Genomic DNA, 19,785 nt, shown 5'->3' with positions numbered 1-19,785 from the left:
TAATTCTTTCTTGAATAGCACATCGAGGTTCGCGGAGAAAGCGGGTATTCCCGCCTGCATTAAGCGGCTCTCTATCTCAAAACTGATTATAAAACCGTTTGGCGCTTGTATCCAGCTCACAGCTGTGATATGACATATATGATAAACCGGTTTATACCAGCAGAATAATAGTGCAGCGGTGCCTGTCGCACAATGCGGCAGCATGAATTCCGGAATAAGGAGGAGCTGATGAACACTCAAGAAATAAGGAAGCAAAAAACAAGATTATGCATAATAGTCGGCATCGGAGCGCTGATACTGACTGCCTGTGCGTTTCAGCCAAAAATCGAGGAGTCCAGCCCTCTGGCAAATTATCAGACAATCGAGCCGGGCACGATCGAAAATATGGGAAATCCCAAAATGGAATTCATTGTGCCGGCCCACGATGCTCTGAAGCCCGCTGCCGATGAAATTGTGATCTATTACTACCGAAATGACGGTAATTATGAACCATGGGGGTTCTGGCTTTGGGCGATTCCCGGGGGCGATGGCGCTCTGGTATGGGAAAAAACAAAGAATTTGGAGGTGATTGGCAATGTCGGATATCTCAGATTCAAGAAAGATGGTTCAACGTTTGGAGTTAATGTGATTGGATCAAGCGGTATGTTCGGTCTTATTCCACGAAAAGATTCAGCATGGGAGAAGGATGGAGATCAGGATCGCATTATCGATTTGCGTGCCGGTAATGAGTGGGTGGTGTTCCAGGGTGATCAGAAGACATATCATTATGGGCCCTATGTGCCCAGCATCGAGGCAGCCCGTCTTGTCTCACCGAATGAAATTGTCCTCGACCTTTCCGGGCGGCATGGGCTGTCTCTGGAACCTGGCCCGAGTGGTTTTTCGGTCCGGTATGCTGATGGTTCCGGTGAGATTGCGGTTGTCGATGCGGTGAACAATGCCGATCCAGCAAATCGCAAGAACAATTATGCGCGCAGAGTAAAACTGACCCTTGGCGAAGAGGTGCGCCTCGACAGGCCAATCGAGGTGGTGCATCCTTCCTTTCTTGCTCCGACAACCGTAAATACATCCGGGCTCGCCGCAACAATGGCAGACAACATCGTGCCGCCGGAAGGATTCAAGCTGGGCGCCATCTATGATGCTGTCCACAAAAGCGTCGAGTTTCGCCTTTGGAGCCCCTTTGCAAGCCGCGTAACCGCCCGCCTTTACAGGACCAGTTTGGCCTCTACCGCCGATTATAGCCTTGATCTTGCCAAGGATCCAAACACTGGTGTGTGGCAGGGGAGTTTCGACAGCGTCGATCCGGATGGTTTTTTCTATGAATATTCGGTGTTTTTCGGTAATAAGGAAAATATCGTTCTCGATCCATATGCGTTGAGTATGGATGCATTCACCGGACAAGGACCAGGGCGCGGTGCTATTGTCGATCCATCCAAGGCCCAGCCTGAGGGGGGATGGCAGGGGTACACTGATTACCAGCTCGAAAAGCGCGAAGATGCGATTATCTACGAAATTTCGGTACGTGATTTTACTATCGCTCCCGATGCCGGCACAAAAGCCCGGCCGGGGTCATTTCTTGCGTTTGTCGAAAAATTACCCTATCTCAAGGAGCTCGGCGTTACGCATATCCAGCTTATGCCGGTACTCAATTTCTATTACAACAATGAGCTCGAAACCGCTTACGAAGCGACAGGGCGGGCGAATAACAATAATTACAATTGGGGCTATGATCCTCACAACTATTTCACTCCTGAAGGCTGGTTCTCGAGCAATCCTAGAGACCCCTACGCGCGTATGAGGGAACTCAAGACGCTCATAAAGGAAATTCACAAGGCCGGCATGGGTGTTATTCTCGATGTAGTCTATAACCATACTGCGACACCATCAATTCTTGATGATATTGTGCCGGGCTACTACTACCGCCGTGACGCGAAGGGAGATCTGACAAATAACTCCGGCTGTGGAAATGATGTAGCTACCGAACGTGAGATGGCTAGCAGGCTTATTTGCGACTCGCTTTATTATCTGGCAGACGAGTACAAGGTGGATGGTTTCCGTTTCGATCTTATGGGCCTGATTGATGTGAATACTCTTCTCAAGGCGCGCGCAGCTATTTCTGCGATACCGGGTAAAGAAGATATTCTTTTTGAAGGCGAAGGATGGAAGATGTATCATGGGCCTGCCCTCACGGTGATGAACCAGGACTACATGACACAGACCAATGAGGTTTCGGTATTCAACGATGAATTCCGCGACATTTTGAAGGGTGGTGGGCTGAATGACAGAACAAAAGGCCTTGTGACTGGCCGTCCAGTGAATACATCGCTGGTTTTCAACAATCTTGCCGGTAGGCCGATGCTCTATTACAAGGCTGATGATCCGGGCGATTCGATGAATTATGTGTCTGCTCATGACAACCTTACGCTTGCTGACAATATTGCTTTCAATGTAGGGCTTTCGCCGAAATATCCCGAAGAAAGAGCCGAAATTGCTGCGCGCGCTAAGCTGGCGAATTTCTTTGTTCTGACCGGGCAGCCAATTGCTTTTCTGCATGGAGGCTGTGAGCGAGGCAGGAGTAAGCCCAAGCTCAATTCGACAAGCGAGGTAATCGGCGAGTATGTGCACAACAGCTATGACGCATCTGATGACATCAACCAGTTCCCCTGGACAGTGCCGTCTGAGTATGCAGCGATGGCAGAATGGGTAAAAGGGCTCATTGCAATTCGTAAAGCCGAGCCGGGATTGCACATCGGCGATGCCGCGACTATTTCCAGCGCCATGAAGCAGATACCGCATGCCGACCAGCTCTCGATGGGATGGACGGTAAACTATGGCGGCACGACCCTTGCGATGTTGGTGAATGCAAATTTCGATACCAGCATCGATTTCGATGTAGGCATCGATCTATCTAAGGCAGTTGTGCTGGTAGATGCTGATGAAGCCTCACCACAGGGCGTCTCGAAGCCGAGCGGTATTCAGGTTTCAGGTACAAAGGCGACAGTAGCTCCGCTTACTGCAGTTATGCTCAAGCTTTTGACGCCATAATGAAATAAAGGATAGTTCTTAGCAGCGTTTGATGAGATAGACTGCGGGGTTTGCAGTATCAGCGCTGCCAAGAATAATGCGTTCAAGATACTGTGGCTCGCGGGCAGGCTTGTTCCATGGAGGAAGATGCGGAGAAGCAAAATGTAGGTTTTTAAACGCTGGCTGAATGGGAATGACAAGCCGCGTTTCGATAACCGAATGCGCCTGCTTGAGGGGAGGGTAGCTGGAAACCGAATGCATCTTTCCGCTTGCCTCGTCGTAGCGCAGGTGCAAACGCTGTCCCTGTCGAATAGGGATAGCCGCTTTTATAATGCCCTTGTTTGTTGCAATGTGCAGGTGCAATTCGAGGGAGCTATCGGCCCCGATTTCGCCCAGCCATTCAATCTGGTACTCGAATATGCTGTTTCCGCGGCTGGCTGCAATGTATAGCTGTTGATCTGTCCCGAACTTCACTGTGCCTGAAAAACCAGGGTAGGGAGCAGCGATGAGCTCGCCGTCGGCGAGGCGCGGCATGAATCCCAAAAAGCTTTGGAACGCTGTTCGCACGAATTCAGAAACACTCCATGCCTGAGAATATGCTCCGGAGGGAACAGGTTTCCCATCCGGGCCTGGCATGGCATCCAGATTCTCGCTCATCGTTCCCGCAGCGCCATCATGGAGTATCTGCCTGGCCAGCTCAGCAGCGAGCGATTGTGCGAGACTGATTTGTCCGAACTTCAGCAATTCCTGAATGACGGGGCCGGCATTCCAACCCCAGATCGTGCCATTGTGATAGGCGGCATCCTTGTGATAGAGGGGTGAGCCGTCGTGCCGGCCATGAAATAAGGGATCCTCTTGCCAAAGGCTCGCTACGCCATATGGATAGACGAGTCTGGAGACACAGTCAGCAAGAACCACTGCTTCGATTTCAATTGGAAGGAGCGCTTGCTCTTCAGGCAGAATGGCGGATGCAGCGAGAGCGATACATCCATTGGGCCGTACGCGCAGGTCAGCTTCTTCTGAATGCGAATAAAGCCTGTCAGCAAGGCGATTTGCTTCAGGCCGCCAGAAATAATGCAAAAAGGATGAGCGCAATTTCGATGCTGCTTCCCTGTAGTGCGCTGCGTGCCCGAAGTCGCCAGCAAGCTCCGCTATCCGCGCCCCGCAGAGAAGGGCAGTATAGAAGAGCGCTTGGATCTCGACAGCACGATCGCCCCTTGGCGACCATGCTTCCTTGCCACGGATTCGCGCATCCATCCATGTGTCTGCGTCGCCATGTTGCAGAAAACCATGCTCATCACTGCGGGTGATATCCGCTGTAAGGGCCCTGTCGAGAAAAGGCTTCATTTCGAGCGCAAAAGCAGTATCGCCAGTATATTGCACATATTCCCAGACTTCGCGAATAAACCAGAGCGTGCCGTCGGCAGTATTGAAAATTACATCATCGGGGCTGCGCCAGCGATTCGGAATACGACCGAAATCGGGGCTTGTCGGATCGGTGTTCTGGCGATTCGCGAAGGTCCGTATAATTTCGCGCGCTTCTGCAAAGTGACCTGTCACGAGGAGGATTCCCGGTAAGGCAATGAAAGTGTCACGGCCCCAGTTATCCCTGAACCATGGGAGTCCCGCCCAGATACCGAGTCCATATTCTCTCGTGACGAGGCTCCAACCAGAAAAAGCTGCCCATCGCAAAGCCTTATCGAATTCATCGTTTCCCGTTGCGATATCCATAGAAGAAAGAATATCTGAGGTGGCTGCACGGTGGTGCTGTATTGCATCTTCTGCGGCCAGTTGCAGTGCCCGTGTGAGCGCTTCTTCGGCGTTCTTTCCCCATGCGATATATAGTGTGTGATTGTGTCCAGCCAGCCGGCCTGGAACATCGGCGCCATAAGCATCGCGAGGGACGCTGAACTCTACCCGAATCGTTCCAAAGCCATGGGGAATCTGTACTTCTGACTCAAGAGGAGACTGGTCGATTGCAAAAGGTTGTCGGGATGCGATGGCAATTTCGATCCCGGCGCTTGCCCACAGCGAAAAGGCAGTGTATCGATATTCATGAGGCTGCGGCCAATCAGCCTCGCCAGCCTGCGCTTCGGGCAAAACAAGACAGACACTCCTGCCACCGCCTTCAACCGTGCCTCTGTTCCCATCAGATTCAATGGCAAATGCATCTGCACTGGTGGGCCCGTCTGCGCGTTCACTTGCTTGAGATGTATCAAGCTCTATCCAAAAAGCATCTGCTTCCATGAGAAGCGCGAGCCGCAGAATATTCTTGGTTCCTCCTGCCTTTTCCTTGGAAAATGCTACTTCTCCCGGCAACACTTGCACATGACAAAGATTACGTGAACGAATAGTTCTGCCGGAAACTTCCAGCACATCCTTGAGCCGAGATTCTTGACCGTGCACATATCCTTCGCCTGCACAAGGAGAAGCAGACATGAGATCGAGAAACCCGCCAACCTTGTCAGCCCAAGCAATCCTTCTGTTTTCGCCGGGTGCTATGTCTATTGTGAGGAATTCTTTCCAATTCTGGTTCATAGAGGCTCCACAAAACCGGTTAATCCAGTGTATTACTATCTTTAGTCAGAAAGAAAGACAATAACCGGGCCGATAGACTCTCCTTTTGTTCGAGACAGAGAGGTTTAAAATGAAACGACTAGGTGCATTTTTGCTTGTGGCTATCGCGTTACTCTCGCCGCTCGCCGGCCAGGAATCGGGGCAGCTCTGGTGGAAGGATGCTTTGGGGCCAGCCTATCAGGTGCTTATCTACTCCTTCGCCGATTCTGATGGTGATGGCTACGGGGACATCAAAGGCCTTACCAATGCCCTCAATTATCTCAATGATGGCAACCCTTTCGGAGGGAACGATCTCGGCATTTCAGCTATCTGGCTCTCGCCAATCAATTCGGCGAGTTCCTACCACGGGTATGATGTCAAAGATTACAAGGCGATCGATCCTCGCTTGGGGACAATGGAAGACTTCGAACACTTTGTCGCCGACGCGCACAGCCGCGGCATAAAGATCATTCTGGATATGGTGTTCAACCATACATCGCGAGAGCATCCATGGTTCCTCGATGCGATGCGCTCTGCGTCGAGCCCTTATGTTGCCTATTACCGTACCAAGCAGCCTGGCACCCAGTACGGCTCAGGCGGCATGGGCAGGTTTTATCGTTATACCCGCCCAGATGGCTCGGTATTCGAATACTTCTCAGCATTCTGGGAAGGCATGCCGGACCTCAACCTCGACAATACTGATGTTGTAAACGAACTCAAGGACATTCTCGCCTTCTGGATTGGCAAAGGGGTTGATGGCTTCCGCTTTGATGCTGCAAAGCATGCCTTCGATCCGAACGAAATGCCCGCGGGCACGCCGACGCTCGCGCTCAATAAAAGTTTCTGGAATGATTTGCGCCGCTATTGCCGGCGTATCAAGCCGGATGTCATGTTCATCGGGGAAGTACTTACGGAAAGTTCTGCAGAGATCGCGGCATATGCCTCAGTGTTTGATGGGCTGTTCGATTTTCCTGCTGCCAGGCTCACAATTGATGCAGTGAACCGCATGGGTCCGGGGGCATTCCCGAATTCATATCTGAACAATTATCGCCAGTACCAGCGAATACCGTCTTTTCAGCCTTTGCCCCTTCTCACAAATCATGACCAGGACAGGGCCATGAGTACATTGCTGAGCGGCCTCGGGCTGAATGCAACAGCAGGAGCAGAGCCGGAATCAGGCGACAATCAGGCGACTCTTGCTGCCAAAGCCCTCGCGTTGACGAAGGCGAAACTGGCAGCAGCAATAAGCCAGACCCTGCCCGGTCTGCCCTTTGTGTACTATGGTGAAGAGCTTGGTATGACTGGCATCCGTTATCAGAACGACGATATCTCGCGTCGTGACGGCTTTCTCTGGACTAGTCACCCGGGTATTCCGAACACTGATTGGGCAAAAAAGAGCGGCAAGGCAGTACCGGGGCAGAACCGCCTCACGTCACCACTCGACATCCAGCTGCAAAACCCCGAAAGCCTCGCCAATTTCTACGGTAGCCTTTCCCTGCTGAGGGCAGCAAGCCCTGCGATTCGTCGCGGCGGCTATGTGCCTGTGTCATGGCCAGGCTTCGACAACGCATCCATTCTCGCGTGGTTGAGAGGGGATGATGCTCAAACAGTCCTTGTTATTCACAATCTTGGAACCACTCCATTCCATGCAGCAACGCCGGAAGGCATACAGCTTCGACTGCTCTGGGCATCGGATGAGGAGCTGAGCAGGAGTGCTGGGCTCAAGACATCGCAAGCAGCTTTAGATGTCACGGTCCCGGCTGAATCATCAGCAGTATTCGAAGTTCTTAAGCCCTGACCGCTTTTTGGTATCGCGCTGAATAGATGGCCAATACCCGTATACCAGCTGCGAGCGAATAGAAGAGCCACAGCATCGGCGTGGATAAAGAGGGAATAGCAAGTCCAGCCAGACCAGTCAGAAAGGCTGGCCCGGCAATTGCGAAGATGGCGACTTTAATAGCCTTGGCTGGTTCGATTTTTCTGCTCGGTTCTTTCTGCAACCGCCCCAGCCGGAGAGCTGAGAGTGAAAGGAGAAAGCCCAATATCAATATATAAACGCCATTCTGCACTAACATCAGCAAAAATAGCGTCATCAGAGAGCTTCCCATGTCTCTGAAGTTCGCAGTAAACAACATACCTTCAATGAGATCGGCCATTGTTTGGCGATTTTGCGCCGCACGCTTCAATAGACCATCGTTAAAACCTTCAAAAGGCTGCCATGATGAAACAAAGCCAGCCCCTCCCGGCCGGTTGCGAATGGCAAACCAGTTTTCCCCGAACCAGAGCAGCGCGCCAGGGGCTTTAGGAGCAGCACTAGGTGCTGGTTGAGCCGACATGCCTGGCGATGCAGGCTGAGCTTTTGACTCACTGCCCTTGTAAGCATTCCATGCCCCAGGGTCCTCTTTCTCGCCAAACACGACTGTCCAGTCCCCGACGTACAGAATCTGCGGGGCCGCACCCTTTGTTATCAATTTCCCATCATGTACTGCAAACTCGCCGGACGATTCAGCAAGCGCCATAAAGGCAGCTCCAAGGCCTGGATACTGCGCTGTTTTTGCATTGAAAGATGCTTCGCGCCATCGCCCTGCAGCAAAAGGAAGAGCGAGCGCCAGGCTTGATGCCACAAAAAATACAATTGCCAAAAGCCATGGCAGGCTCGCGCAGCGCTCTGCAGCTACATTAGACCACCATGAGCGTAGGGCATTCCACAAAGGTATGGTGTTCCTCTCCCCTGCCTCAATTAGTCTGTCAGGGGCTTTTCGATCTTGCCTTCTTGCAATCAACCTTTTTCAGCTCCTGCCGTCATGCCGTATACAATAAAGCGTTGCATATAGAACTGCACGAGAGTAATCGGCGTGGCAAGCAGCAGTGCGCCTGCCATGAAATTGAGAGGATTGTAGTACATTGTGATAAATGGATCAGTAAGGCGATAAAGAAAGATTGCGACGGTCTGGTTCTGCATGTCGAGCAACTGATTGGGCAGCATGTAATCCATCCATGGTGCCATAAAGGCGTTTACTGCCACAAATCCGATAATCGAGCCCGAAAGAGGCAGAATAATCTTGAAAAACACCTGCGTCTTCGATGCGCCATCAATCATTGCCGCCTCATCGATCGACAGAGAAATAGACCGCATGTAGCCGCGTATGAGATAGGTGTTGTAGGGAATGGCTCCAGCCGCATATATGAATACAAGATACAGCGGCTTGTTGAGCCAGCCAAACGTCCGAAAGATCATGAAAATGGCAATCATTCCCATGAACGACGGGAACATCTGCAAGAGCAGAAAGCTCACAAGCAATGACTTTTTGCCCCTGAACCGGAAGCGCGCGAAGACAAAGCCTGTCATTGAGCTCAGCAATACTACGGCAGCAGTGTTGACGACCGCAATGGAAAGCGAGCGCAAAAATGATGCAACGAAATCCGAGAATCTTGCGCCGCTCTGGCTTTTGTAAGTAAAGAGATACGTATAGTGCTCAAGAGAAAAATTCTTGAAATTTGGCAAAAGTGGAACACCTGACAAGAGCTTGCCCCTTGTGAACGAAGCAACAATCATCCACAGGATCGGTACCAGCACGACCAGACATGTCAGCACGAGCCAGGTGTACTGAAAGATCTTGAGGCCCGTACGTCTCGCCTTGGCCCTGCGGGAGAGCTTGCCACTGACGATAGTAATAGAAGCATTCATTCTCCTGCCTCCTCGCGGAAACTCTTTGATCTAAGGAGGTTGAACACTGAAAAACCGCCGACAATCATGAAAATGATTATCGAGTATACGGCAGCGACATTGTATTGCTCAAAGCCCTTGGTGAACGACAGCTTGTAGATCCACGAAATGAGAATATCAGTCTGACCGGGCATTGCCGAACCGACGATGCGCATGCTGTCAGGTACTTTTGCAGGATCCCACACCGGCCCACCTCCCGTAAGGAAGTATACGGCACCGAAATTGTTGAAATTGAAACTGAATGTCATGATCAGAGCTGGCACAGTGGCGCTGAGAACCATTGGCAAGGTGATATAGCGGAATCGCTGACTGCCAGATGCCCCATCGATGGCAGCGGCTTCGTAGAGCTCCTTGGGGATGGTCGAAAGCACACCGATGATCATCATCATATGGTAGGGAGCGCCAAGCCAAAGGTTGACCAAAATTACAACGAATCGCGCCAGTTTGCCATTGTAAATAGGCTGAAACCAGAAAATTGGCTGATCGGCTTGCCCCGCCAGGCCGATATTGAAAAGCAACTTCGACACAGGCTCCATCAGTCCGGTTGCAAAAAGAAACTGGTTGACAAGACCGTCCTTGTCGAAGGCATTCCTGAACATCATGAGACTCACAAGGGAAGGAATAGCCCAGGGCAGGATCATGATAGTGCGCCAGAACTTTTTGTAGCGAACGAGAGGAGATTCTACAATCATGGCATTGACGAATCCCAGCGCATATACAGTAAAAGAAGACATAAATGCCCAAAAAATGGTCCAGAGAAAGATTTGGCCAAAAATCGATAGCCATCCTGGGTCCACAGCCAGATAGCTGAAAGTCCCGAAGCCTACCCATTCAATAAGTTTTGCGCCTAGTTTGATTTTGTAAGTATAATTTGTGAACGCAAGCAAAAATGTGAAAAAGATTGGGATCACGGTGAACATGATAATGAGAACAAAGGCCGGCGCCGACACTATATACACATAGAGTGAATCCCACGTGCGCTTCCAGAAAGCGCTAAATCTTTCGACCTGTCCGCTGGATAGAATGCGCTTGCGCGTCGAATAGGCATCAATTGCGCCCAGCACCCATAGAAGACCCAGAATAAGCAGTACCGCGAGACAGATGAGTCCGTTGCCAAGGAGTACAATTGAGTTATCAGCGCTTAGCCATGGGCTTATTTTATTGTATAGTTCGATATAGCCGCCGGCATAGGGCTGATCGATGACAAGCCGTCCCAGCGTGACAAGGCCCCAGATCCCCCGAGTAAAAAAGCCGCCGAAATCGCGTATCGGATAGTGTGGTTCGCCAGGCCGATAGTTCGGATACACATAGGTTGCGTTGAAGTAATTCCCCTGCTCAGCATCGGCTCCTTTGGCTTCTGACGTAGAGCCGGGCTTGTTGTTTTCTTCAGAGACCGCGGCTTGTGCAAAAGGATCGCCAGAACCTGCCGGGGTGTTATTCTCTTGAGCATTTGTCGAATCTGCAAAAGGATCACCCGAGCCAGCTGTCTGCCCTTCCTGCCCAGAATCTCCAAAAAGGGCTGACATATAATCTGACTGACTGGAGGTCTCTTCCTGAGTTGCTGAAGCATTTTGATACGCTGCAGTGGCCAGCGCTTCTGGTGGAACCTTGCCTTGCTTCAGCTCGAGGTATCGGCCCCATTGTGAAGAACCGAGCTCAATTGCAAGAATGAACAAAGGAATGAAAAACCATATCAGCGCCTTCAATCTCTGCCGGTTGAGCCATTGGCCAAGGCCGGGCACCAAAAGGGAAGCAATGCCAACAGCAAGTGGTTTTGCTTTCCATGATTTCGGCTTATTGGTCGCAATAGGAGCGTTGGCCATCGCACATTCTCCTCCGCGTTTATCGCGATACAATTCAATAACAGAATCAATTATAGCAAAAGAGGAGCCCCCATCAGTGAGAGCTCCTGCGGACCCGGCCAGCGACAAGCTGGTCGGGCAAGTTGAAAAGCCAAATCTCGATTACTTGTTGTTTTCCTCATACCACTTATTATAGAGGTTGATGAGATTGGCCTGAGCTTCAGCAGGAGTCTTCTTCCCATCCCAGGTATCGCGGAGTTCAAGGTTTACACCGATACCATAGTAGCCATCCATTGCTTTTTTGGCAGGATTTTTAGGCAGGGTGATTGAGGGCTCAGGATAATTGAATGCGAAGGCCTTGGCCATCTCGGCCTTGTTGGGATCGTCGCGGTAGCTCGGAGTGTTCGTGGCATTTGGCTTCAGCGCGGGGATGTAAGAAGAATTGTTGACCATTGCCTGGAGTCCGTCACGGGTATATAGGATACGATAGAGCTCATGGGCTGCAGAGGGGTACTTCGTAAAGCCATTGATAATCCAGCCCTTTGTCTTGACAAAGGGAGTAAGGCGCTTGCCGTTCCATGTGGGCATCGGGCCGAACTTGATGTCGTACCCGCCCTTTGTCTCAGCGCCGTTGACATCCATCCATGTGCCGACCAGGAAGAAGGGGGCGGTCTCATTATTGAGCGCATCATCCCAGCGCCAGACCATTGAAGCAGCGGGGGTTCGCGCACCGTTTACTTCGACACTGATCATGGCATCGGCAGCGGCTTTGATGAATTCAAGCCCAGCGCGGAAACTGTCTTGATCGAAACCGGGATTAGCAGGATCTGCTTTCGGGAAAATTTCCCAACCACCAGCAGTGAGATTCGAATAACCGGACCAAACTTCATCAAGGCACATCGGATAGACGATCGTCACAGGCTTGCCTTTGTAAGTCGGGCGGCTTGTCTGCCATTTTTTGGCCAGAGCGAAGATTTCTTCCCACGTATCGAAGGCATCGGGCAGGCCATCCTTGTTTGCGTCTTTGGTGTCAAGCTTTAAGGCATCCATCATTGTCTTGTTCCAGGCAAAGGTCATACCATCATAGGCGACAGGAATAAACTTTACTGCCATGCCTGAATTGGCCCCCGAGAAGAAAGGCTCAACAGCAAAACTCTTGGCAGCATCAGCGATCACTTTATGCAGAGGCAACAGAGATTGAGCATTCCGGCTTACTTCGCCATCGATAGCGAGTACAACATCCGGAGCATCACCCTGAAGCTGAGTAATCTGGTCGGCTGATCCTGCGGCGCCGAGATTCATGTACTCCACAATTCCCTTGGCTTCTGGATGCAACTGATCCCATAGCTGGACAATTGCTGCACCAACCTTATCATTATCGACGCCAAGGCGAATCTTGGCTCCTTTTTCGATCTGGAATTGACGGTTCTTTGCGTCCCACACGGCTTTCGACTGCGCAAACACGCTTGTCCCAATCAGAATAAGGACCATAACAAATGCCATTCGTCGTTTCATGCATGTTCCTCCTTATTTCCCTTTGGCATTCTCGCCGATAAATCGGTTTACAAACTCATAGCATAAAGGCTAATATCCATTCGGTCAAGGGAAAATTGTCTGCCAAAGGAGCTGGACCGCAGATGAACGTTGCAGCAATCTATCACAGATCCACCGATGCATTTTGCTATTCACCCGACGGCCGGAGCCTGGTCATTCGCATCCAGACAGCTAGCGATGATATCGAGTCTGTTGAAGTATGGGTGGGGGATCCGTATGAATGGCGCATCAATCAAGAATCCATCCAGGCGGTATGGCAATGTGTCCGTATCAAGGCGAATCGGATTGGCAGCAACGGCTTAAGCGATTACTGGGAAGCCCGGTGGGTGCCTCCGTATAAGCGCGCGCGCTATGCCTTCCGCCTCTATGGCAGAGATGGCAGCATCTGCGATCTGGGGGAAAAGGGCCTGGTTCGCATTGACCCTGCAGATCGAGACAAACCGATTGATTACTGGAATTCATTTTTATTTCCCTACATTCATCAAACAGACACTTTCAGGGCTCCAGCATGGGTCGCCAGTACGGTGTGGTATCAGATCTTTCCCGAGCGGTTCCGGAACGGCAACCCGAACAACGACCCTCCTGGCACAAAGCCATGGAGCCGCGGACCCGTCCAGAACCGTGAATTTTACGGCGGGGACATTGAAGGTATTATCCAGGGTTTGGACCACATAGAAGCACTCGGTTGCAACGGCATTTACCTGACACCTATTTTTGCTTCTCCTTCTGCGCACAAATACGATACTACCGACTATTTTTGCATCGATCCCTCATTCGGCACGGAAGAGGATCTCAAACGCCTTGTCGATGTATGTAAAGCTAAAGGCATTCGCATCATTCTCGATGCTGTCTTCAATCATGCAGGAAAGGAATTTGGCCCTTGGAAAGATCTCGTTGAACGGGGCCCCGATTCCGTATACCGTGATTGGTTCCGCATACGCGACTTTCCTCTCTTCCCATCAGGTCAGGATAGCGGCGATTCACGGCATACGAATTTCGAGACCTTTGGTTTCACCACACGCATGCCAAAACTGAACACCAACAATCCTGAAACGAGGGAATACTTGCTCGAGGTGGCGGTGAAGTATGTCAGGGATTTTGGCATCGATGGATGGCGGCTTGATGTTGCAAACGAAATCGATCACGAGTTCTGGCGTGAATTCCGCAAACGCGTAAAGGCAGTCAATCCCGATGCCTATATTGTCGGTGAAATTTGGCACGATGCAATGCCATGGCTCCGCGGCGATCAGCATGATGCAGTAATGAATTACCCCTTTGGCAGCGCGATCACTGATTTCGTGCTCGGGAACGCGTGGGCTCTGACCGGAAAAGACTTTCTGCACCGAATCAACGCAATCTCCTTTTCCTATCCCGATACGGTGTTGCAGTCGACATTCAATCTGCTCGATTCGCACGATACCGATCGCATTGTGACGAGGTTCCAGGATCGGGAGCTCGCCAAAATCGCTCTCTGTCTGCTCTTTGCTCTTCCTGGTTCACCCTGCCTGTATTACGGCACAGAGTATGCCCTCGAAGGGAGCAGAGATCCTGATTGTCGTCGCTGTATGATCTGGGATCCACAACCAGATGAAAAGGAATTCGAGCGCTTTGTCGCTTCGCTCGTCAATCTGCGGCGCACATGGTGGAAGACCTTTGCTTATGGAACGCGGGAATCTTCTTTTAATGATAGCTTTCCTGGTTTTGTGGCTCTGATTATCCATGATGATGCGATGCGACTTGCGCTTTTAGTGAATCGCGACACTTCCGCAGTGCCCGAGGCGGCATGGAGAGATGCGCTCGGCCTGCACTCATCCGCACCTGTAGAAGTGATTTTAGCATCACAGCCTTTTGCTGGTTTTCTCGGGGGCAGATCAGCTGTCTATCTGCACATGTAATTCACTTTTTTGATTTTTTAGCTTTACAGCTTCACAAATGGCTCGTATAATAAAGTTCTAAAACGGTTTGCTAAACCGTTTTACACAAACGGAGGTTCGAGATGAGAAAAATTCTCTCCTTCATCGCGGCTTTTCTGATTCTCGGCGGCATCGTGTTCGCTGATGTATCAGTAAAAGAAGTAGGAGACGGAAAGGTCGAAGTTACCTTTTTCTTCGGCAGCACCAAAGCGAACCAGGTGGTGATCGCCGGTGACTGGACGGATTGGCAGAATGGCGCCATTCCTATGACCAAGGTGGAAAATGGCTGGGAATATAAGATAGTCGTTCCTGCCAACACCGTCATGAAATACAAGTTCATCGCCGATGGTACATGGATTTTTGATATCAAGGCACCTGACAAGATCGACGATGGATTTGGCGGCTTCAATGGCCTGGTCGATGTGGCCGAGCTGCTTGCTGCCAAGAAGGGAGGCACGACGACTGCAGCAGCAGCGCCTGCTTCTGGCGGCTCCAAGCTCAGGTTCCAGACATGGAGCATGGTTGGCACACAGGCCAAATTCGATACCACCAACAATATGGAAGTGCAGAGCGCTGGTGTCGGCGTTAAGTCATACTTCAAGATTTCCGGCAATGCTCTTCCCAGCATGCCCATCTATGCCGAAATCGCGCTTGCCGAAAATGATGGTTTCGAAAATCTCTACAAGAAGGGATCGCTTGCATTCAGCGATGGCCTTACAAATCTTCTCGTCGACACGATCTTCGATCCCATCTATTATATTGATGGCCAGCGGAAGGCTGCGACGTATCTTGGGCATCTCAAGCTGGGCTTCGATAGCGACTATGTCAATTTTGTGACTGGTTATAAGTACGCCAAACTGCCCGGCCACACGAACGTAAGCTGGATCACCGTCGATTCCGAATGGGAAGCAGGATGGAACGAGACGGGCGGCTTTGCAGTATTCAGCCTTGGGCCAGCGCTTCGCAAGATTGGCGATTGGACTGTCAATGCGACGATCGGTCCAAACAAAACTGCTGATCGTGCAGGCAATCAATATGGTCTTTTCTCCTATGCAACATTGCAGAATGCAAACCATTATTTTGATTTCCAGTATAATGGAGCATTTGGAACTACGTATAAAACCATCTTCGATGAAATCTACGAAGCAGATTTCATCGGCGGCTATGCGGGCAAGTTCGACCCTGTCACGATCAAAGCCAACGCGCTGTACAACCTCTGGGGAGCCAATGTCATCAATGACAGCTATATCACCGCATATAATCCTAGCACCTCGGATGTATCGGGAGCCAAGCAGGGCTTGGGCTTCCTCCCCAACTTTGCGGCCAATACGCAGGTAGCATATGCTGGCGATTATTTCGGCACGACCCTGGGCTATCGGCTGCGCGGCTTCCAGGCTAACATGATGTATGTCGAGCAGGGAGCAGATGGTCATACTCACCTCGTCGATCAGCTTGGCGCGCTCAACTCCCAGCGGGTATGGCTCGATGTCTTTGCCTATCCGCTCGATACTCTCAGTGTTGGATTGTATGGATATGTCGACCTTGTCCTCGACAAGACTGCAGCAAAACTTCCTTATAACGATAAAGACAATATTCAGCTCTATGCGAAGCCGTCTTTCGAACTCAAGCTCGATCGCGTCTTTGATATAAAGACCACGCTGAATGGCTATGTGAAACTTACCTACAATACTGCAACAGCCGACCAGTTCACTCGTGGAACGAACACAAGCCAGTTCCTCTTTGGCGAAGGCGGTCTCAAGCTGAGCATGGCAGATGTGAGCAAGACCGTGAAGGGAATCGATCTCTATTATGGTTTCGACAATAACAATGCTAACTATCTCTTTAATACCCTCATCGGCGCAGTCAAGCTTCCTTCCGACCTTACGCTTCAGGGTGGTGCGGGATTGCGCACGCCGAATGCTGGCGTAGCTGCAAGCTCTTCGCCCTTTGGCTTCTTCGTTGGTGTCGCCCAGAAGTTCAAGGCCCTCCAGAAGCCTACAGCCTATGCTCAGTTTGTGTACAACATGGATCCTTACAACGATTTCGGCAGCGGCCCATCGAGTTTCAATCTTAACGACTTTGTTACATATAATGGTGTAAATAACTATGTTGGCACTGCTGCAGTGCGCATTGGTCTCCACTGGGATCTTTGATAAGGAGTGAGGTATACCTATGAAAAGAATCATGTTCACTCTTGCTGTGCTCATGGCAGTCATTGCGCTTACTGGCTGTCCCATTCAGCACACGCAGGTGTATCCGGCGTATTCTTTGCCAATCAAGCAAAATGTCTCGACAACAACGAATACTGCTGCAATCCAGGTGACGGCAACTGAAACTGCCAATTCATACAGCAAATACACAGTCACAATTAAGAACCTTGTTGCCGATGTCGGGAAGAAATTTGTTGTTGCGGGAGCATCGATCGGATCTACGTCGAGCAATATCGGTGATAACTGGAATGTCACAGCCTCCAGCGTCACCGATGCTGGCCTTGTCGGCACCGTAGATAACACTGGCACTTTCTCGATCGTGTTCTATGGAAAGGCGCCTTCCTGGGGAAATGCTGCAGATGGCGCTCAGTTCAAAATCTGCATCTATGATGATCCGAGCTGGAATCTTGTTCTTGGCGATGCGGGTGGAAATAACTTCTACGTTGCTGGCTCGACCGGTAATGATATCGAGCTGACCATCGATCCGAACAAGCTATAATATTAAAAGTCAAATCCTCCTTCTGCCGGTGGGCGGAGCTACGTGGCAGCCCACCGGTTTTTTCTTTTACGAAAGCCGCATGCTCTCAGACGCTCATATGCTCCTGCGCAAACTTGATTATTTCCGATGTAATAAGGCGGTGCCCTTCAGTATTGGGATGAATGCCGTCTTTGCATAAAAAGCGGGAATAGTTGCGCTGTTCGAGAAATGCCTTGCGGATGTTGACGACAGGGACATTGTGGGCCTCGCCGATTTCCCAGATGGCGCTCGAGTAGCTTTCGTGCCAGCGGTAGATGAATTGGACATCGCCCAGCCAGGAGAGAATAGCGGCCTGATCGAGGCCTGCGCGCGTGAACCAGGCGAAGTAGCGCTCGGCGTTGAGCGGGGGCAGGGTCATAAGCACTGGCTTAAAGCCATTCTGCTTCAGCATTTGCAAGACCTCGCCGTACATGTGGAAAAAACGCTCCGGGGTGGTTGCGGGGAGATGCTCCCGGTGAGGATCTGCAGAAATTTCGTCCCAGCGAAAGTCGCAGTCATTGCCTCCGAACTCAAGGAAGGCGAGGCGGGGTCGGCTCGAATCGGCGGCGTGGCTGTTGTCTGTTCGAATATGTATAGCGACATTGGGCGAGGCATTCTCTGGCATGATGTTTGTGGCTGTTTGTGGTACGCTTGGCGCGCGCGATATGCCCGCGGGGTCTGCAAGGCTAGCTGAGCATGTGGTTACCGCCGCATTCCTGCCCAGGAATCGCTCGATGATTTCGCGACCTTTTGCGATGGTGCAGCCAAAGCGGGCTTTGTTGATGAGGCTGAAGCCGAGTTCGGAGGCGGCAAGGAAAGCGAAGCTCTCTCTGATCGGCTTATACGAGCCGCATGCATCGAGAATGACGCCTCTGGCGATTGAATCTCCGAACAGACATACTTCGTTGGCGTACATCGTTTTCTCCAATTTTTGTCTCATGGATATTGATACTGGATTCAAATTTTCGAGAGCGCTCTCGGGGACTCACATAGTATCAATTACCATAAGATAAAGATAACTATAACATATAGCATGGCTTTCAATTCGTCAAGATATTTTTATTATATATTGTAGTATTGAAAATCATATGATATTCTGGCTTTAAATATAGAGAGGGGCTCAAATGGATGAGAAAGCATATGAAGCGGTAAAAGCATATCTCGATGCTCTTCTGGCAGGGAAACCGCCTGCGTGGGAGCAGCTGCCTGATATCAGTTTGTATATGGATCAGGTAGTGAGCTACCTCGAGCGGCAGCTGGGTGGGCTTTTTGCAGCAGAGGATGAGCGAGCAATAACTCCATCAATGATAAATAATTATGTAAAAGCGAAAATTGTACCGCGCGCCGAGAGCAAAAAATACAATCAGGAGCATATTGCGCTTTTGCTTTCGATATTCACGCTGAAACGGGCGCTCTCGGTGCAGGATCTTGGGGCTCTGCTGGACGGAAAACCGGAAGCTGGTTCCTATCGTGAGTTTTATGAGCTGTTTCGGAAAGCGCTTATCGAGTGCGCGGCTTCGACTGCGGAAGAGATATTCGCGGGCCTCGGCATCAAAAAAAGCGAACGTGCGCTGTCCGGAGAAGCTGAAGAAAAAGCGAATATCGCGAATATCGACGAATCAAAACTTCGCGAGCTCGCGCTCAAGCTTGCTGTAGAGGCAAGCCTGCGAAGTCTTGCTGCCGAGCGGCTATTGGCGATTGCACGTAGCCGCGAGCTTTCAGGTACGCAAAAGCCTTCCAGCAGCCGTGCACTCTCCGCCGCACAAGAGCCTTCCGGCAGGCGCGAGGCAAAGAAAGGCTGATAGCACTTGTGCGCAGGTGCGAAGTAAAAAAGACTGATAGGACTCGTATGCGGCGGCAATGCAAAAAGGCTGATAGCGCTCGCATGCAGCCGCTAGCGAGCGCGTGCTCGCCTGTGCAAAGCGGCTCGCCCTGCCAGGCTTTCTTTATGGGCTATTCCTCGCGCCTTCTTTTACGGCGCGAGACAGCCAGGCCGCCAAAGCCTGAAATGACCGCCATGTAGAAGCCTGCATCATACCACCAGCCGGTATTATTCACTTCGTAGATTCTGATTTTGCCATTGAAAATACTGACAATCAGGGATATCGGCGCAATCCAGCCATGCCAAATGCCTGTGAGGAAATTTGCCGGTCTATCTACGGTATTTTTTCCGTCGCCGGGCAGGCAGGAAGAGAGAAGAAACAGCGTGCAGAGGGCAAGCAAAATAGCTATGATCTTTGTACGCATAAATGGCCTCCTCGATTCCGGATTCTATCACCAAAGAATAGCAAGCTCTATGCCCGGCTGCGCCTGTTTTCCCTTTCCCAGTCTGAGATTTTCGCTGTTGCGTTATTTTATTGCATTACTTTGCGGATCACATGCATAGTGTCTCGAACCTTGCAGAAGGTAGGTAGGAGAAAACTCACGCAAGCGCATAGCGAGGCAGATACTCCGCAGAGGTTTTGAGAGGGGTCGAGAATGCGCG

General features: G+C 51.0%; 13 protein-coding genes. 6 read left to right on the top strand and 7 right to left on the bottom strand.

Features of this window, described 5'->3' with window-relative positions; all coding sequences use genetic code 11:
- Positions 1–228: 228 nt before the first annotated feature.
- Positions 229–3,042, top strand: a complete 2,814-nt coding sequence (locus GAP13_RS08620) for a pullulanase-associated domain-containing protein (protein ID WP_158907925.1) — start codon at positions 229–231, stop codon at positions 3,040–3,042.
- A gap of 18 nt (positions 3,043–3,060) precedes the next feature.
- Here GAP13_RS08620 and GAP13_RS08615 read toward each other — a convergent pair whose 3' ends face one another.
- Positions 3,061–5,559: an amylo-alpha-1,6-glucosidase gene (locus tag GAP13_RS08615; RefSeq protein ID WP_158907924.1), complete on the bottom strand. Its 2,499-nt coding sequence runs from the start codon at positions 5,557–5,559 to the stop codon at positions 3,061–3,063.
- Between the two features lie 109 nt (positions 5,560–5,668).
- On the opposite strand from GAP13_RS08615, the gene GAP13_RS08610 reads away from it, so the two are divergent.
- Positions 5,669–7,375, top strand: a complete 1,707-nt coding sequence (locus GAP13_RS08610) for an alpha-amylase family glycosyl hydrolase (protein WP_158907923.1) — start codon at positions 5,669–5,671, stop codon at positions 7,373–7,375.
- Here GAP13_RS08610 and GAP13_RS08605 read toward each other — a convergent pair.
- The 4 genes from GAP13_RS08605 to GAP13_RS08590 all read right to left on the bottom strand — a co-directional run bounded on the left by GAP13_RS08605 (position 7,365) and on the right by GAP13_RS08590 (position 12,621).
- Positions 7,365–8,096: a hypothetical protein gene (locus tag GAP13_RS08605; RefSeq protein WP_158907922.1), complete on the bottom strand. Its 732-nt coding sequence runs from the start codon at positions 8,094–8,096 to the stop codon at positions 7,365–7,367. The two genes, GAP13_RS08610 and GAP13_RS08605, sit on opposite strands and share 11 nt — an antisense overlap.
- 260 nt (positions 8,097–8,356) lie before the next feature.
- Complete coding sequence (locus GAP13_RS08600; RefSeq protein ID WP_158907921.1) at positions 8,357–9,265, bottom strand: sugar ABC transporter permease; 909 nt, start codon at positions 9,263–9,265, stop codon at positions 8,357–8,359.
- Complete coding sequence (locus GAP13_RS08595; RefSeq protein WP_158907920.1) at positions 9,262–11,127, bottom strand: carbohydrate ABC transporter permease; 1,866 nt, start codon at positions 11,125–11,127, stop codon at positions 9,262–9,264. The genes GAP13_RS08600 and GAP13_RS08595 overlap by 4 nt, the downstream gene beginning before the upstream one ends.
- Positions 11,128–11,268: 141 nt before the next feature.
- A complete protein-coding gene (locus GAP13_RS08590; RefSeq protein WP_158907919.1) occupies positions 11,269–12,621 on the bottom strand; it encodes a type 2 periplasmic-binding domain-containing protein in 1,353 nt (450 codons plus the stop codon).
- 122 nt (positions 12,622–12,743) lie between these two features.
- Here GAP13_RS08590 and GAP13_RS08585 point away from each other — a divergent pair, with 122 nt between their 5' ends.
- The 3 genes from GAP13_RS08585 (at position 12,744) to GAP13_RS08575 (ending at position 17,282) form a co-directional block, all read left to right on the top strand.
- Positions 12,744–14,555, top strand: a complete 1,812-nt coding sequence (locus tag GAP13_RS08585; protein ID WP_158907918.1) for a glycoside hydrolase family 13 protein — start codon at positions 12,744–12,746, stop codon at positions 14,553–14,555.
- Positions 14,556–14,656: 101 nt separating this feature from the next.
- Positions 14,657–16,726 (top strand): glycogen-binding domain-containing protein, encoded by a 2,070-nt coding sequence (locus tag GAP13_RS08580; protein WP_158907917.1) that lies wholly within the window; start codon positions 14,657–14,659, stop codon positions 16,724–16,726.
- Between the two features lie 19 nt (positions 16,727–16,745).
- Positions 16,746–17,282 carry a hypothetical protein gene (locus tag GAP13_RS08575; protein ID WP_158907916.1) on the top strand — a complete coding sequence of 179 codons (537 nt, stop codon included), beginning with the start codon at positions 16,746–16,748 and terminating at the stop codon, positions 17,280–17,282.
- Between the two features lie 85 nt (positions 17,283–17,367).
- Here the strand turns inward: GAP13_RS08575 and GAP13_RS08570 are convergent, their stop codons facing one another.
- On the bottom strand, positions 17,368–18,240 hold the full coding sequence (locus tag GAP13_RS08570; RefSeq protein ID WP_158907915.1) for an SGNH/GDSL hydrolase family protein: 873 nt from the start codon (positions 18,238–18,240) through the stop codon (positions 17,368–17,370).
- Between the two features lie 184 nt (positions 18,241–18,424).
- Here GAP13_RS08570 and GAP13_RS08565 point away from each other — a divergent pair, with 184 nt between their 5' ends.
- Positions 18,425–19,102 (top strand): DUF1836 domain-containing protein, encoded by a 678-nt coding sequence (locus GAP13_RS08565; protein ID WP_158907914.1) that lies wholly within the window; start codon positions 18,425–18,427, stop codon positions 19,100–19,102.
- Between the two features lie 151 nt (positions 19,103–19,253).
- Here the strand turns inward: GAP13_RS08565 and GAP13_RS08560 are convergent, their stop codons facing one another.
- The gene (locus GAP13_RS08560) at positions 19,254–19,547 is read right to left on the bottom strand and encodes a hypothetical protein (RefSeq protein WP_158907913.1); all 294 of its coding nucleotides are present in this window, start codon (positions 19,545–19,547) and stop codon (positions 19,254–19,256) included.
- Positions 19,548–19,785: the final 238 nt, after the last annotated feature.

This window comes from Rectinema subterraneum (genome assembly GCA_009768935.1).
GTDB lineage: Bacteria > Spirochaetota > Spirochaetia > Treponematales > Rectinemataceae > Rectinema > Rectinema subterraneum.
Note: the sequence above shows the minus strand (reverse complement) of the source record. Positions and strands in the feature narration are given on the sequence as shown.

What these genes read in the sequence shown, in the direction of transcription:
- GAP13_RS08570 (WP_158907915.1), bottom strand. Translation starts at nt 18,240, where the DNA reads ATGAGACAAAAATTGGAGAAAACGATGTACGCCAACGAAGTATGTCTG.
- GAP13_RS08580 (WP_158907917.1), top strand. Translation starts at nt 14,657, where the DNA reads ATGAGAAAAATTCTCTCCTTCATCGCGGCTTTTCTGATTCTCGGCGGC.
- GAP13_RS08605 (WP_158907922.1), bottom strand. Translation starts at nt 8,096, where the DNA reads ATGGCGCTTGCTGAATCGTCCGGCGAGTTTGCAGTACATGATGGGAAA.
- GAP13_RS08560 (WP_158907913.1), bottom strand. Translation starts at nt 19,547, where the DNA reads ATGCGTACAAAGATCATAGCTATTTTGCTTGCCCTCTGCACGCTGTTT.
- GAP13_RS08595 (WP_158907920.1), bottom strand. Translation starts at nt 11,127, where the DNA reads ATGGCCAACGCTCCTATTGCGACCAATAAGCCGAAATCATGGAAAGCA.
- GAP13_RS08565 (WP_158907914.1), top strand. Translation starts at nt 18,425, where the DNA reads ATGGATGAGAAAGCATATGAAGCGGTAAAAGCATATCTCGATGCTCTT.
- GAP13_RS08620 (WP_158907925.1), top strand. Translation starts at nt 229, where the DNA reads ATGAACACTCAAGAAATAAGGAAGCAAAAAACAAGATTATGCATAATA.
- GAP13_RS08600 (WP_158907921.1), bottom strand. Translation starts at nt 9,265, where the DNA reads ATGAATGCTTCTATTACTATCGTCAGTGGCAAGCTCTCCCGCAGGGCC.
- GAP13_RS08615 (WP_158907924.1), bottom strand. Translation starts at nt 5,559, where the DNA reads ATGAACCAGAATTGGAAAGAATTCCTCACAATAGACATAGCACCCGGC.
- GAP13_RS08575 (WP_158907916.1), top strand. Translation starts at nt 16,746, where the DNA reads ATGAAAAGAATCATGTTCACTCTTGCTGTGCTCATGGCAGTCATTGCG.
- GAP13_RS08610 (WP_158907923.1), top strand. Translation starts at nt 5,669, where the DNA reads ATGAAACGACTAGGTGCATTTTTGCTTGTGGCTATCGCGTTACTCTCG.
- GAP13_RS08585 (WP_158907918.1), top strand. Translation starts at nt 12,744, where the DNA reads ATGAACGTTGCAGCAATCTATCACAGATCCACCGATGCATTTTGCTAT.
- GAP13_RS08590 (WP_158907919.1), bottom strand. Translation starts at nt 12,621, where the DNA reads ATGAAACGACGAATGGCATTTGTTATGGTCCTTATTCTGATTGGGACA.